General features: G+C 46.5%; 15 protein-coding genes and 2 riboswitches. Of the genes, 1 reads left to right on the plus strand and 14 read right to left on the minus strand.

The window, feature by feature from the left end; genetic code table 11:
- From MHB84_RS10650 to MHB84_RS10665, 4 genes are all read right to left on the minus strand, one after another.
- Complete coding sequence (locus MHB84_RS10650) at window positions 1-717, minus strand: ABC transporter permease (protein ID WP_076290621.1); 717 nt, start codon at window positions 715-717, stop codon at window positions 1-3.
- Window positions 714-1,628: an ABC transporter ATP-binding protein gene (locus MHB84_RS10655; RefSeq protein ID WP_076290622.1), complete on the minus strand. Its 915-nt coding sequence runs from the start codon at window positions 1,626-1,628 to the stop codon at window positions 714-716. Before MHB84_RS10655 ends, MHB84_RS10650 begins: the two co-directional genes overlap by 4 nt.
- 95 nt (window positions 1,629-1,723) lie before the next feature.
- Window positions 1,724-3,256, minus strand: a complete 1,533-nt coding sequence (locus tag MHB84_RS10660; protein ID WP_179087198.1) for a histidine kinase dimerization/phospho-acceptor domain-containing protein — start codon at window positions 3,254-3,256, stop codon at window positions 1,724-1,726.
- Complete coding sequence (locus MHB84_RS10665) at window positions 3,253-3,936, minus strand: response regulator transcription factor (RefSeq protein ID WP_076290623.1); 684 nt, start codon at window positions 3,934-3,936, stop codon at window positions 3,253-3,255. Before MHB84_RS10665 ends, MHB84_RS10660 begins: the two co-directional genes overlap by 4 nt.
- Window positions 3,937-4,153: 217 nt before the next feature.
- Here MHB84_RS10665 and MHB84_RS10670 point away from each other — a divergent pair, with 217 nt between their 5' ends.
- Window positions 4,154-5,908 (plus strand): alpha-glycosidase, encoded by a 1,755-nt coding sequence (locus MHB84_RS10670; RefSeq protein ID WP_076290624.1) that lies wholly within the window; start codon window positions 4,154-4,156, stop codon window positions 5,906-5,908.
- A gap of 148 nt (window positions 5,909-6,056) precedes the next feature.
- On the opposite strand, the gene MHB84_RS10675 is transcribed toward MHB84_RS10670, so the two are convergent.
- From MHB84_RS10675 to MHB84_RS10715, 10 genes are all read right to left on the minus strand, one after another.
- A complete protein-coding gene (locus tag MHB84_RS10675) occupies window positions 6,057-6,569 on the minus strand; it encodes a PadR family transcriptional regulator (protein ID WP_076290625.1) in 513 nt (170 codons plus the stop codon).
- Between the two features lie 118 nt (window positions 6,570-6,687).
- The gene (locus MHB84_RS10680) at window positions 6,688-7,905 is read right to left on the minus strand and encodes a YhgE/Pip domain-containing protein (protein WP_076290626.1); all 1,218 of its coding nucleotides are present in this window, start codon (window positions 7,903-7,905) and stop codon (window positions 6,688-6,690) included.
- Between the two features lie 343 nt (window positions 7,906-8,248).
- Window positions 8,249-8,377, minus strand: coding sequence for a hypothetical protein (locus tag MHB84_RS31380; RefSeq protein WP_445322105.1), 129 nt, complete (start codon window positions 8,375-8,377; stop codon window positions 8,249-8,251).
- A gap of 126 nt (window positions 8,378-8,503) precedes the next feature.
- On the minus strand, window positions 8,504-8,665 hold the full coding sequence (locus MHB84_RS10685) for a hypothetical protein (RefSeq protein WP_179087199.1): 162 nt from the start codon (window positions 8,663-8,665) through the stop codon (window positions 8,504-8,506).
- 3 nt (window positions 8,666-8,668) lie between these two features.
- A complete protein-coding gene (locus MHB84_RS10690) occupies window positions 8,669-8,809 on the minus strand; it encodes a hypothetical protein (protein WP_341143037.1) in 141 nt (46 codons plus the stop codon).
- A gap of 110 nt (window positions 8,810-8,919) precedes the next feature.
- Complete coding sequence (locus MHB84_RS10695; protein ID WP_341143038.1) at window positions 8,920-9,564, minus strand: hypothetical protein; 645 nt, start codon at window positions 9,562-9,564, stop codon at window positions 8,920-8,922.
- Window positions 9,565-9,598: 34 nt separating this feature from the next.
- Window positions 9,599-10,984 (minus strand): hypothetical protein, encoded by a 1,386-nt coding sequence (locus MHB84_RS10700; protein ID WP_076290628.1) that lies wholly within the window; start codon window positions 10,982-10,984, stop codon window positions 9,599-9,601.
- An 856-nt stretch (window positions 10,985-11,840) separates the two neighbouring features.
- A complete protein-coding gene (sdaAA, locus tag MHB84_RS10705; RefSeq protein ID WP_076290629.1) occupies window positions 11,841-12,785 on the minus strand; it encodes an L-serine ammonia-lyase, iron-sulfur-dependent, subunit alpha in 945 nt (314 codons plus the stop codon).
- The gene (gene sdaAB / locus MHB84_RS10710) at window positions 12,775-13,464 is read right to left on the minus strand and encodes an L-serine ammonia-lyase, iron-sulfur-dependent subunit beta (protein ID WP_076290630.1); all 690 of its coding nucleotides are present in this window, start codon (window positions 13,462-13,464) and stop codon (window positions 12,775-12,777) included. Before sdaAB ends, sdaAA begins: the two co-directional genes overlap by 11 nt.
- 111 nt (window positions 13,465-13,575) lie before the next feature.
- Window positions 13,576-13,717: riboswitch (glycine riboswitch) on the minus strand.
- 4 nt (window positions 13,718-13,721) lie between these two features.
- Window positions 13,722-13,845: riboswitch (glycine riboswitch) on the minus strand.
- Between the two features lie 336 nt (window positions 13,846-14,181).
- Window positions 14,182-15,459: an MFS transporter gene (locus tag MHB84_RS10715; protein WP_076290631.1), complete on the minus strand. Its 1,278-nt coding sequence runs from the start codon at window positions 15,457-15,459 to the stop codon at window positions 14,182-14,184.
- Between the last annotated feature and the right edge of the window lie 13 nt (window positions 15,460-15,472).

Raw genomic sequence — 15,472 nt, forward strand, 5'->3', positions numbered from 1 at the left:
TTAGGCCACATCCTTCCGGCTAAAGTGCACCATCCCCAGCAGCATGATCAAGAGACCCGAACCTACGCCCAAACCGACATACACGAATGGTGTTGGGCTGGCCCAAGCCATCTGTGCCCAAGCAAGCGGAAAGTACGGTGAGATACTGAGTGCGAACATCCCCATTACTGCGAGTACAATTCCAAGCGTGACGGGAAGAGCCTGATTTTTGTTTACCATTGTCAGCCATAGCTCCAGCGATAACACCGGAAGTGCGCCAGCCAGCGGCAATAAACCCAACTTGATTGCATGTATCCAAGGGATCTCACCAGCGTCGAATCCAAGTACCAGTCCCAGACCAATAATTCCCGCTGTTAATAACAAACAGGAGATGATGAGCAGCATACAAGCGAGCAGGAACTTGGCCAGGTAGACCGCAGGTCTTGTGATTGGCATCGCCAGCAGCTGCTTCCACGAACCCTGTTCATGCTCCACATTTGCGATCATTGAGCTGAGAATCGTCGCCCCCAGCATCAAGGCAAGCGGTACAAAAACAACCACATTATCCAGCAAACTCTCCCACAGATGACCCCCATACTGTTCTTTCAGATAGTCCAAACGAAGCCCGAAATTCAAAGCTTGCATCGCTGTTAGTCCAATGGGTGCCAGGAAAACGAGAAACCAGATACCTTTGCCACGAATTTTGAGCCAATCGGACGATAACGCACGGCCCGTCATACCGTTGCCCCCTCACCGATGACTCGCATGAACAAGTCTTCTAGAGATTGACGGTGCTCTTCCACACGATAGACCGCGTGATCCTGCTCAACCAATCGGCGAACTAGCAATGCAATCGCGCTATTATCCATATACGGGAACGTGAGCGCGGCTCCTTCACGTTGACCGAACTGTCCCTGCTCTCTTGCCAGCTTCATCGCCTCTTCCGGCTCGGAAACCGTCAGTCGAATGGAGCTGCCCGTCTGGCTATGCAGATTGGCGATCGTATCCTGAAGGACCATTTTCCCCTCACGAATAATGCCAACCCGGCTTGCCATCTGTTCCACTTCACTCAGCAAATGGCTCGACACCAGTACGGTGATACCGTGTTCCAGCGGCATGCGTTTGATTAATTCCCGGATCTCCTGGATGCCTGCTGGATCAAGACCGTTCGTCGGCTCGTCCAAAATCAGCAGCTCCGGCTGACCCAACAAGGCACTTGCAATCCCCAGACGCTGTTTCATCCCAAGCGAGTAACCTTTTACGGAACGTTTGGCATCCCGGGTCAGATCCACGACGGAAAGCACTTCGGCAATCCTCGATTTGGGTACATTTAATATCCGGCGCAAGGTTTCCAGATTCTCCACCGCGTTCAGATGTCCATAGTATGATGGATATTCAACCAACGAACCTACACGTCGCAGAATGTCCATGCGATCCTTGCGGATATCCTTGTCGAATACACGGATAACACCTTTGGTTGGCTTGATTAAGCCAAGAAGCATACGAATAGTTGTTGTTTTGCCAGCGCCGTTGGGACCAAGGAAGCCATAAATATCTCCCTTTTTAATATGCAGATCAAGTTCACGGACCGCCGCACGGTCCCGGTATGTTTTCCATAAGTTAGCGGTTTGAATAATGTTGTCAGTCACTGTTTAATCACCTCGGATATCATCGTAACCTTCCAAGGTTAAAGCTGAAGTCGGCTGAAGTTTAAGTTTAGTTTAAAAAAAGGTTAGGGCCTTGGTTATCCAACACCCACACCGCTATAGAGGCAAACCCGCAGTCCGTTCTCGGAACTGTCCATCCTCTTCCGCAGACCCATCTCACGAATCAGTAGATCCACGATAGATAACCCCAGACCTGTTCCCTTGGTATCCGAATCTTCCTGCAATCCTGGTCCCCTATCCTGAATAACAAGAGCCTTCTCCCCATGAATCTGTTCTGTCGATATGCCAATATATTTTCCACTCGCTGCATGACGGATGACATTCTGGAACAGGTTATCGAGAACACGACGCAATCCCTGTTCATCCACCTGCCAAATCAATGGTTCATCCGGCAGATCAATATCAATCTCAAACTGCTCTTTCTCCCACACAGGATACCAGGCCGCTGCCGTTTCTCTGACAATTCGCAGGACGTCCTTCTGTTCCAGCTTCAATGTATATTTTCCGCTGGTGAGCAGGTTGTACGACAACATGTTATCGATCAGTCCGCTCAAGTCATCCATCTTGGCTTCCATACGACGCAATGAAGTATCCGCAGCCGTGCTTAGGGGTTCTTTGTGAAGGGAATGCATATGTCCACGAATGACAGTCAACGGCGTACGCAAATCATGCGATAAGCCTGCGACAAGACGTTTGCGAAGCTGCTCTTCCTCCCGCTCCCGATGACGACTATCTGTCAACTGATGCACCATTTCGTTGAACGATTCCTCCAGATGTCCAATCTCGTCCGATCTGCGAATCTCCACAGGAAGTGGAATGCCTTCCTTGCCCGGCGTGATCATCGCCGTCTGGAGACGGATGAGCCGCTTGCGAATTCGCGCAAAGAACAGGATCGACATGATAATAAATAAAAGGAAAATGATCATCATTAATCCACCCAAATACAAAAGTTCCATAGGCCAGTTGTTCTGCGGTTTTTGCAAAAGATACCTCGGAACCTCAATCACCATAAAGCCTTGTCCCTTATTTTCGCTATCTCCCCCTACAAAAGAAACCACCGTTAGCGGATCACGATAGGACGCTTCCTTCATAAATTCCAGGGTAGTGTTTGAATTCCATATCGCTGGAATCTGGGTCTCTGTTCTCTGATGATTCAACGTCCACTTCAATGTTGTCATTGTTGTTCCATCCACGGTGGTTTCAGACACATCAACATCCTCTCCAGCGAGAATAAATGCTGTTTCACCGTTTTGGTCCACACGGTACATCGAAGATTTGGGATATTTACGGTGCAGCTGTTCCATACGTTGTTTGATTTTTTCAGATGTCGCCCCATCCAGCTTCTCGGATTCCCGGGTCCACAGGTTGCTAATTTTCGTGCTATCGCCATAAGGTGCCGTATTTTCTTTATTTGTATTGTTCACCACCACCACATAGATGATGGATGTAATGGGGAGAACGACCGGTACAAACAAAACCGCTGCCAAGATCAAGAGGATATACCGGGACATCAGGGTCCGTCCAAAACGCATTTTCCGTTTGCCTGTAAGGCTACGTTTCACTACCGTATTCCTATCGGATGGATCGCGCATCGTCGCTTTTTTGCTCATGGCTTCTTCACACGATACCCAACACCGCGAACGGTTTGAATGATAGTTGGGTTCGCCGGATCACGCTCCAGCTTCTCGCGCAGATGCCGAATATGTACCATTAATGTCTTGTCCCCATCCAGATAAGGCTCGTTCCAAACGGCTTCGTAGATCTGTTCCTTGGTTCGAATCATGCCCATATGCCTGAGCAGGTAGGCGAAGATATGAAACTGTTTGCCTGATAAAATAATTTCTTCCCTCGTCTCCTCATTCACGATCCGGTGATCCTTCTCGTAAATGGACAAGTGGTCCAGTTTTATCACAGTATCGGCCGAGATTGCAGTTCCTGCTTTTCGAAGCTGGACTTCAATCCGTGCGGCGAGTTCATCGGGATGGAATGGCTTGGTTACATAATCATCGGCAAAATCAAGCCCATGCAGCTTATCGTCAATGGACGTTCTGGCCGAAAGCATGACAATGGGTACTTCAGGATGTTCCTTTTTGAGTCGCTGTCCTACCGTAAATCCATCCAGCCCCGGCAGCATGATATCCAGAATAACCAACGAACAACCCCCGGCAGCCTCAGCCGCACCTTCACCACTTCCGAGCCATACCACTTCATATCCGCGCTCCTCCAAGTCGGCCCTAACCCATGTAGCAATTTCCGTATCGTCTTCAATGTATAACAGTTTCGTTTTCATGCGCGCATTCGTTTCCTTTCTGCACCCTTTGGGTTAATTATATATTTGAAACATAATGAAGTATCTTGTTTATATAAAATGTACGAATGATAATCACACGGCCATTGATATCCTTTTATTTTAAATTATACCTTAATCATCCGCTTCGCATAATTCTGCATCGAATGTTGCGACTTGCTCACATAATACATGTGTATACGACGGGAGGAAATTCATTATGCTGCTGGAAGCCATCTTTCATCAACCGAAACGGAACTGGGCCTACGCCTACGATAAGGATACCATTCGTCTGCGTTTGCGTGCCAAAAAGAATGATCTCACCGAGGTATATGCCCTGACTGGCGACAAATACGCCTGGGATCGCACCAAAGAGCTGGTTCCTTTAACCAAATATACATCCGATTCCATGTTCGATTATTATGAGGGGCAAGTAAAACCACCGTATCATCGGCTGAAGTATTCCTTCCTGCTGAAAAACGGCACAGAACAGATCTGGATGACCGAGACGGATTTCCAAACGCATGAACCCGACGATCCTGGTCACATGTTCCAGTTTCCATATATCCACCCCGGAGCTGTATTTACACCGCCTGCATGGGTGAAGGATGCGATCTTCTATCAGATCTTCCCTGAACGATTCGCAAATGGCAACCCTGACCTCAATCCAGAACATGTGGAACCCTGGGGTGGTGAGCCAACCCCGTTTAACTTCTTCGGAGGTGATCTGCAGGGCGTCATCGACCATCTGGATTACCTTGAAGAGTTAGGCATTAATGCCATTTATTTTACACCGATCTTCGAGGCAACAACCAATCACAAATACGATACCGAAGATTATCTGCGAGTAGATCGTCATTTTGGTGATGCAGATACGGTTAAACGGCTTGTTGAGCTGTGCCATGCACGCGGAATCCGGGTGCTATTGGATGCGGTGTTCAATCATTCTGGTAAGACCTTTGCGCCGTTTGTCGATGTGCAGAAGAACGGGGAGAAGTCCAAATATAAGGACTGGTTCCATGTGCATGAATTCCCGCTGGACGTGAAGGATGGCATTCCTACGTATGAAACCTTTGGATTCGAAGCTCATATGCCGAAGCTGAACACGGAAAATCCGGAGGTGAAGGCGTATTTGCTGGAGGTGGCCGTATACTGGATCAAGGAAGTGGGTACCGACGGCTGGCGGCTGGATGTCGCGGATGAAGTGGATAATGCGTTCTGGCGTGACTTCCGCCGTGTAGTGAAGGCTGCGAATCCGGATGCCTATATCTTGGGTGAGGTATGGAATGAGTCCTCCTCCTGGCTGCAAGGTGATCAGTTCGATGCCTCGATGAACTATCCATTTACGGAAGCCGTAAATCGTTTTTTTGTAAAAGATGCCATGCACGCCGAACAGTTTGCGAACTCGATCGGTCGACAACTGTCCCGCTATCCGTTGCAAGCCAGCGAAGTGGCGTTCAATCTGCTGGACAGCCACGATACACCACGGCTACTCACCTTATGTGAGGGCGACCAGCGGAAGATGAAACTGGCTGCGCTGTTCCAATTCACTTATATGGGTACTCCGTGCATCTATTACGGAGACGAGATTGGGCTGGACGGAGAGCATGATCCCGGTTGTCGGAAATGTATGGAGTGGGATGAGACGAAGCAGGATCGCGAGCTGTTCACCTTTTATCAAAAGCTAATTGCACTTCGCCATGCCCATCCTGCCCTGCGTGCAGAAGGCAGCATTCGATTCCTGCAGGCCCGTGAAGGCGGAAGCCAGCTTGTGATGGAACGGCAGGATGATGAGGAGCGCATTCTGATCCTCTTCAATCGTTCGGAAGAAACAGCTATCGTCGAGCTCGAAGCGGGTGCCGGGGAATGGACGGAGTTATTTGGCAAGAATTATCGTACAGCCAAGGAAGAGGGAATCCTCGCCGTTGAGCTGCCCGCATATGGATATGTTGTACTAAGTACAGATATCACGTAGCTTCTTAATTTTATTGTGTCCTTACAATTCCAACGCATTGAAAGCAACGCCGAATAAGCGCTCACAGACCTGTTACTGATCTGTAGAGCGCTTTTCTGCGTTATGGATGGATCGTCAATTGATTTAATGACACGGATACTATAGAAAGCTACTGAGGGGCGGCCAGCTGTTCCTTGAGCAATCGGATGGTAGCCTCATATTGCACAAGCCCCACTTGCATACACAAACGCTGTGCAGGTGAGATCTGTTCGCCAAATTGCCTCATCTGCCGCTGCAGCTCGGCATACAGCAATTCTTTACGATTCAGCTCCGACCGGACCCACCCTACGACAGTATCTTCATCCGCCAGCTCTCCGAAATACAGACGCATCAGAAAATCAGAACGGAACACCTCTGCTTCCAAGGGACTCATCAAATAGGTATTGAACTCCGCAGACCCTTCCGGGGTTAAGGTATACACATTTTTGTCAGGTTTCCCTTCCTGTCTAACGGATTCTTTGGTCAATAACCCCGACTTTTCCATCTTCGCAAGTGTGGGATAAATGGTGCCAAAGCTGGCATCGAAGAAAAATGAAAAATATTGTTCAAAGTACTGCTTGATCTCATATCCGGAACATGGCTGATTGTGCAGTATTCCGAGGATGACATGCTGCGTGTTCATCGGTGTACCGCTCCTTTCCAATTGCTCTTAACGTATCACATCCTCCCTTATACGTTCAACATCATCAGACGTTCACGGATTGGCTAATCCGGCAAAAGGATGCTTATCTTTATCCATGTTATCCACGATCAGGTGAAGGCAGGTTTCCAGTCAGAGGGACAGGTGTCGCAGCAGACTTGGACTCCAAAGGTATGCCGGATTGTGCAGGACCTGAGCGTTTGATCCACGTGCACACCGCTCCCAGAACCAACGTCGCCGCTCCAATCACTACGAGAAGCAGAACATCATGACTAATCCCATCTCCGCCAAGCACCAGATTCATCATGCCCTCCACCGCGTAGGTTGCCGGCAGATAATGACCGATCTGTTGATAGAAGTCAGGCATGACATCGCGCGGAATGGTTGCTCCTGATGACAACATCAGCAGAGGCAACAAGGCACTGTTTAACCATGCTCCAGCATTTCCAAGCAGCAGCAAGCTCAATTGCGCCACGAATAGAAAAGATAAAGTAATCAACAACTGAAATAGCCAAAATATCCACCAGCCATCTGCTGATGATACACCCATAACATGCATCATCCCTGCTCCAACGAGCGATACGATAAATGCAGCACCAACATTGATGATATTGCGCGCCCAAAAGCGTTCCCATTTTCCTGCCCTGCTACTGAGTTCACCAGAAACCTTTTGCAGATTCATGCCAAGCAGCATTGCACCTGTAAACGTAGCTGTCACAATCAACATTGGCACCCTGGAAAAAGCAAAATTGTTAACTGGATTCAGCCGTTCCACTTCTGCCTCCACCCGGGAAGATAACCCCACTGCCATCGTATTCGCCTGATCGGCAGCCATACCTGATTGATTTAGCACTCCCCGAATGCTGTTTTGCTGTACTTCACGGTTCAACGTCGCTGTGACTTGTGCGGATACGGTTTGCATCACACTTTTTACGGTAGCCACATTGGATTCATTCATCACATACTTTACAGCTACCGGACTCGACAAGTCTCCCGCCTGCTGCATGAAACCGGATGGAATCTCGATAATCATGTATACATCCCGATCCGTCAACATCTGTCTGGCTTCTTCCATAGTTGCCGAAGGCTTGATCGCGAAATGAAGGCCCTCTGCAAGAGACTTTGCCACAGGATCAGCCGCAATCCCATCTTCATTAACGATGGTCACTGCAAGCTGGTTCATCCGTGCATTGACCTGATCATACCCACTAAGCCAAATGGTATTAAAAAAAACCTGGAACAGTACGGCTGTAATTAACCCGACCACTGTAGCTCCATTTTTCAAAAACAGAAGACTCGTTTGAAAAACACTTTTCATGTTATCCATCTCCTTAAGTTGTATAACTTATTCTCGGTCATATATATCGTATTGATATATAACAATAAATAATATATCTAATCGATATATAAACGTCAATAGCTTTTTATTTTTCTTTGTAGGAACAGCAAAAAACCAGCTAATACTTGTCAGCAATTCAGGTTGATAAATTCTCTTTTCTTGTTACACTTTTTCCGACCAACACGAATAACCTCCATTGCCGTGGAGGTTATAGTTAAATATGGTTTATGTTTGGTAGGGCTGCTCCTTTGGCAAGATGATCAAAATGTAATGAACAGCTTGTTTTCTCATTACATATTGTACAGCCAAGTACAGAGAACGTCTAAGCCTCTTCTAGCCCCGTTTCGTTGTTCGTGTGCTTATCGCTGTAAACACTAGAAGTCCTAAGGTCAAGGCCTGCAAACGCCACGAGTTGTTGCTTCGCATCGCTAAACTGCTTCACATCACCCATTTCAGCTACAATCGCTGTCGCCAGTTTCGCTCCAATTCCCGGATGCTTTTCATAAGTCCGGCTTCGTCCAAGTCTACCGCAATGTCCTTCATTTGCTTTTCCAACTAGTTTAGTTGCCGAGCATCGTCAGCAATAACGTGACCACACCAAGCAACGCATGGCTTTAAGTCTTGCTACTCCCCAGTCATCCAGCACTTCCTCCAGTTTTCCGACTTTTTCAATCTCCCATTGCTTGGAATCTCTCTCTGAACAACTGGCCAGTACCGTTAATGACCTTACCAAAAACACGTTCTAAAATACCTCTTCATACCCCGGAAACACTTGCCCTAGTGGGTCTTTACTGCTCAGCTTCTCCTGCACATAGATGCCTGTTACAGGTTCATACCCCCAAGCAACGATGTTCTCCCGGCTCCCCCATCGAAAAATGACCAAAAAAAAAGGCCAACCAGTACTCACTGGCTAACCTGATAATAGCGAATTTGAATCGTTCGCAACTACATCAACTCATTAATTTAGTATTCAATTGATTACTGAAAATTCATTTATTTTATCTCTCTTCTCTTAAGCCAAAATTCCTCGATGTTTTCAATTTTATTTTCTTCAAGAAAAATATGAGTATCTTTTTCAAAGTCAACAAGTAATTTAATCCATGAATCATCGGCGATACTAGTTATCTGTCTACTAGAAATTGTACCACTCCATTTTGAATTCAAATCTAGTGCCTTCTCAATTATAACTTTCGAGTTAGGATCAAGAAAATCTTCCTTACCTGCATCTTGTAGATCCTTAAAATAAAGTGTAAGTTTCAGGGCATTTTGTGGTGTGTCCACGTATTGAAACCCTTCCTTCATCTTCCCAAGATGAACAGCTAAGGCAGAGTAATCTCCAACGATCCTCCTTATTTCATCGTTATTTCCCATAAGATAGTTAGCTTGACTTTTTGAGACTTTTCCTGAGCGCAGAATCTCCCCATATACATTGTCATTTGATGATATTGCACTCCGCAGCTCCGAAATGTCAGCTATAAGCTTACTTGTAAGTGCTGATTTATATATTTCTTTAGTATGGTATTGCGATATACAAAGGATAAGCAGTGCTATTATTAAACAAACAAAAACTATTCTACCATAATTTTTTTTTAGCATATTTGAGCCCTCTATCTCTTTAGGTAGTTTGAGTAAAGACAAGCGGCGACATCAGTCGCCGCTCGCTTCAGGGGGGTTATTTGGAGACACTATATTGGAACGAGACTTCCTTTTGATTCGAATCTAGTAAAGCACTTGCATAATAAACATCCCATTTAATTTTTAAAAGTCCGTTTGCTGTAGCCGATGTTCCAGAGCTACTCTCGTATTGAACAACAGTTTGAAGATCTAGATGATGCCCAGTATTAGTCCCGTTTACATCTGTATACTTGAACAATTCATTACTGCCTGAATTAGCACTTTCAACTACTGTAGGTGATGTACTAAGCTTAATGTTTGAGCTGCCTAGCGTTATAGTTTTACTTGTACCGGCATCAATGATTGCATCTACCCATCCCTTGATATCGCTAATTGAAGGTGCTACAGGTAAAGCTGTTGACCATGCTTTTTCTGCAATTTTCATTGCTAAACTAGATCCATTGCTTGCTCCAGAAAGTTTACCATCAATATAAGCGGTTATTATGGTAGACTTAGCTCCAACCCCCGTACTTAATTTCACATTACGATATTTAAACGGGCTGTCAACACTTCTATTGGTTGTTCCATTCACAGTCACATGCTCCGCAATTTTAAAGCTGTTTGTCCATGTAGATTGATTTTTTACATCCAAAGCTTTCCATGAGCCATAAGGTAAGGAATAGGCTTGAATATAATCGCTACCAATATAGAAAGATTTATAATAGGTTGTACTATGTGTCCAATCCGAAAAACTCCCAACTGCTTTTAGGCCAATAGAAGATACACCAAGTTCAGCTTTAATTTTTTCATCCGTCGGAATTTCTTTTTGTTCATATGGGGTAATTACACCAGTAAACCAAAAAAAGTCCTTATTTGTATCAATCTCTTCAATATTATTAACAGAAATATATTCTAAATCATCAGGGAGAGGGATCTCAAATAGTAGGATATTTTCCTGATGATCTATTAAATACGCTTTCAAATGAGGTTTGTTTTGAAGAGACTGATCTACGATCATCTTATCTTTAAATGTGTCATTATAAACATCAAACAATTTAATGTCAAAATTACCGTTACTATCTTTAAGGTCACCGACAACACTGTTAATAGAATCTTGTTGCTTATAGCTGTTGTAAAGTTCACCAGTAGCATCAAGTGCTTTAGTTTGGTTATTGTAATTTACTGTCGCAGAAAGTGATAATTCGCTTCCAGTAAGCTTAATACTTTGGATTTGAATGCTCGCATCTCCTCCAACAATTGGGATATCATCTGTATGGCTCGTTGGTTTACCATAAAGATCGTTGAATGTGTTAATTGGCAAGAATACCCCTTTAGACACATCAATGTTTTCTATTTCACTTTGTTGGGCAAGGGCTGGTACAGATAAACTAAAAGCAAGAACAGAAGTAAGAAGAAAATTTGCAGCCAACTTGATACTTTTCATAAAAAATCCTCCTTTTTTTGTATGTTTCAACATAATAATACCATAGCAACAAATGGAATTATATAAAAATTTTTATAACTCAACTTTCACATATCCGATCACATCAAACCTATATTGGGTAAGCCAGAGTCCATTCGTTTAGTTATAAAAAATAAACGTTTTGTTCTTTTTGTTTTCGCTTGAGATATGTCGAGAAATAAACTCATCAATTGCTAAAGGGCCGGTTCGGGAGCCAAGATCATTAACCCCATCGCAAAAAGATAGAAGAGTCAATCGAGCATCCGGGCATCTCTGGATTCACCTCGTTTGTACTTCGCCGCCAATCACAGGAAGACCTCAATCCACGAGCTGACGAAGCAGTGGGGATTAAGTATACATTTTTACTCATCTCGCATTGCTCAGCCAAGTACAGAGAACGTCCGAGCCTCTTCGAGCCTCGTTTTGTATTCGTGCGCTTGTCGCTGTATACTTTCCTGAACTAAAGGTCATGGCCTGCAAATGCCACGAGTTGTTTCGCATCGCTAAACTTCTTAATTTCAGCTACACACGGCGCTTGTTTTACAGGTCGAAACCCTTCCAACTCAAAAATGATCTTTTGGAGGTCGCGTGAGAACAGCCTCTTGTAACGAGGTCCCCCCAAGCGGCCACGTTCTCCTGGCTCCCCATCGTAAAACGACCACAAAAAAAGGCCAACCAGTAATTACAGGCTAACCTAATAAGCAAAAAAGCCGATACGCTTCTTCAGCAGGAAGAATTCGTACCGGCTTTTTTATCATGATGGGAGCAGATGACCATTCATGAACCAGGCTCCACGAGTTAAATTCATTTCAAGCTCGTTCATGTTCGTGCATAGTTGTTATGCCTTGGCTTCTGGCTCATTTTCAGCAGGAGACTCAGCTTCAGTCTCAGGCTCCGCACGCTTCGCCTTTGGTTTAGCAAGCTTCTCCATCATTTTCCGTCCTGTCGGTGTTTGGGCAAGCCCACCTTGGGCCGTTTCACGGTGCCTGCTCGGCATCGCACTGCCCACTTCCAGCATGACATCAATGACTTCGTCAGAAGGAATGGCACTTCGTACCCCGGCCAGCGCCATGTCGGCCGCAGCCAGCGCAGTTACGGCACCCAGTCCGTTACGGACGATGCAAGGGATTTCCACGAGGCCTGCGACAGGATCGCAGATGAGCCCTAGTGTATTTTTTAACGCGAGGCCAACTGCATGAACCACTTGCTCCGGCGTCCCTCCACGCAGCTCCACCATGGCTCCAGCGGCCATACCGATCGCAGAACCCACTTCAGCCTGACAGCCACCCTCGGCACCTGAGATAAATGAGTTGTTGGCAATGACATAACCGATCGCTCCCGCACAGAACAGACCGTTCACCAGATGCTCGTCACTCCAGCCAAAACGCTCCTGTGAGCTGATAAATACACCCGGAATGATGCCGCAGGAGCCAGCTGTCGGTGTGGCTACAATCCGGCCCATCGAGGCATTCACTTCCGATACACAAAGGGCATACGCCATGGCCAGTGCAGAGGCATCTCCAGAACAAGTCTCGCCTTTACGAATGTACTCAGCCATTTTTTTGCCGTCTCCGCCAGTCAAGCCGCTGCGTGATGTTGTATCTTCTGTTAGCCCTTTGTGTACAGCTTCCTTCATCACCTGATAGTAATCCGACATCTGCCGCACAACATCCACTTCCGGGATATTCGTCTCCTGAACCTGCTCTTCGATCATCAGCTCGGCAATGGTCTTGGACTCTGCTGTACAGATGGTATTCAGTTCATGTAGATGTTTAAACCGCATCAGGCTCGACCCCTCTCTTCAAATCAATCACGCGAATGTCCAGCATATGATCCAGCGACCGCAGACGGTTCAACATCTCAGGATTCGGCACACCATCCATCTCCATCGCTGTCAGTGCTTCACCATCCCGGGCTTTCCGATCCACTTGCATGTACCCGATGTTCACCCCGGACGAACTGATGGTGGAGGTTACCGAAGCGAGCACCCCTGCTTTGTCCGAATGGCGAAGTACAAGTGTGGGGAACTCTCCGCTGATCTGTACACGAAAATCATTCAATGCATGCACCGATACACTACCACCGCCGATGGAAGCACCGATTAGTGAACATTGGCGGTCTCCGTGCCATAGTTCAATCTTGACCGTATTCGGATGAGGAGCAGGCAGGCCGCTTGTGAAAAACTCTACCTCCATACCCGCTTCCTCTGCATATTGTTCTGCATCCGGTATACGTGGATCATCAGTCACATAATCAAGCAGGCCACCGATCAACGCAAGATCCGTACCATGCCCCTGATACGTATCAGCAAACGAGCCGTATAGAGTTAATCGAGCGCGTTCAGGCGTGCATCCCAGCCACTGACGGGCAATTCGCCCCAATCTTGCCGCTCCAGCCGTATGTGAACTTGATGGACCTGTCATGGACGGACCAATAATTGAAAAAACGTCTTTAAAACGCATCGCAAACCCTCCATTTATAATCGTCATTTTCATCCAGACGTACACCCATAATGTTCCTTTATTACTGAATGATGACATCAAAAAAGGACAGAAGAAGGCCCTAGGCCCTCTCTCTGTCCTCGATACCTGAGAGTTTCATGATAAGCAGCGCGGCGAATCGATGCATCCCTGTATTTACAGGTGACGTCACCCTGCACACCGTGCTGCTTGACCATATACCCCTTGGGTGGCGCAGTTCGCGCACTCTCCAGAGTTGCGTCCAACGATGGTACATTTACCTGAGAGATTAACCGCTGCGCCGGGTGCGTAGCAGCTTGCTCCTTCGGTGCCCGACAGCTGCCATTTTACTCGACATGCCCAGGTCTCTCCCGCTCGCTATCATTCGCTGTATGGAACCATTCTGATTTTGTACCAGAACGATAATTGAAGTTTTTAATACTTTCTCATTAAGATTAATCGACCGGAAGATCAGTGTCAACAAACTTAACGATTTCTTTGCGAATAATTGCTTTTTCCATTTTATACACAAGATAAACGAACAAACTGTAAACTTTCATCACATGAATGTGTTAATGCGTTTCATCTCGAAAGCGTATACATTTTTCATTTTCTATTAGCCAATATCTGTGTTTAATACTATTTATGTTATGTTCTACTGAACGGTTCGGGTATTCAGGCAACCATTATTCTGTACTAGAATTGCCGTATTTCTGCCTGTCACCCCACCATCGCCTTGGACTTCGCCGGTTCATCGTAATACCTGCTTCGGGAAGGAAACATGCTCGTCACCCACAATCCCAACGCAGCTAACAGCATGACCCCAGATACAACTGTATATACCATACGAAGCGACAACTGCTCTGCTATTACCCCTGCAATCAAAATGGAAGCCACCTGCAACACACTTAACACAAGTCCAAGTACACTGCTCATTCGCCCCATCAGATCGACAGGAATATTATTTTGATAAAAGGTAACCAGGCCGGTACTCGCCAGTGCGGAGCACAGACCGAGCAGAATAAAGGCAACAGCCGCCAGTTCAAACGAGAATGAACGGGCGAACAGGAAATAACCAAGCGCAACCAGAAGTACACCGCCACCCATCATGTGACGGACCGGCAAATGTTTGGCGAACATCCAAACCAGCATGGAACCTGCCAAATAACCGATGCCGGTGATACTCATTAATGCTCCGTACTGCGATTCAGGCAGGTTCATCACCTGACGGATAAACACCACTTCCTGAGCATCCAGCGACATGCCGACCACCAGAATAATCTGGAACAGGGCATATATACCGACCACGTAGCCCGACTTTCGGCTGAAGCTCAGTACAGCTCTCCAATCCTGGGCAATCATCCGAGGGGTCAGCCTGCTTCCCGTCCCTATATTCTGTTCTCCAATGCCCAGTTTGGGAAGAAACATTAGAATCAACGCAGAAGCAGCAAAGGAAACCGCATTGGCATAAATGGCTGCTGCCGGAGATAAATATAACAGCATCACTCCTGCAACTGCCGGGCCGGTAATAAATGCCCCTGAGCTGATCAAAGCTTGTAGGGAATTAAAGCGCTTGCGCCGTTCAGCAGGTACCAGCCGGGTAATGTATACCTGAGAGGAAGGGACAAATATAGATGAGGACATGCTGATCAGAAACATCACCGCGTACATCATCCATAGACTGGACATCAGTGGCAGCATCGCCACCAGCAACGCCCGTAGCATATCGGCACCAATCATCAACTGCCGCTGATCATAACGATCAATCAGGCTACCTGACCAAAACTTAGTGCACACCGAAGCAATCGGCGAGATAATCCACAACCCTGCGACTGCCGCTGGAGACTGTGTCATATTCAATACCATCAGGTTAATCGCCACAATATATATGAAATCACCCAGATTGGATATGCCCACTCCGCTAAGTAGCAATCCGGCATGCTTCCAGCCACCAGACTGCCCCTTCGATGCAACTCTCTTTGCACGAATGTTCTTCATAGCGCTACCCACC

Origin of the sequence: Paenibacillus sp. FSL F4-0087 (assembly GCF_038020215.1) — a bacterium.
Taxonomy (GTDB): domain Bacteria; phylum Bacillota; class Bacilli; order Paenibacillales; family Paenibacillaceae; genus Paenibacillus; species Paenibacillus taichungensis.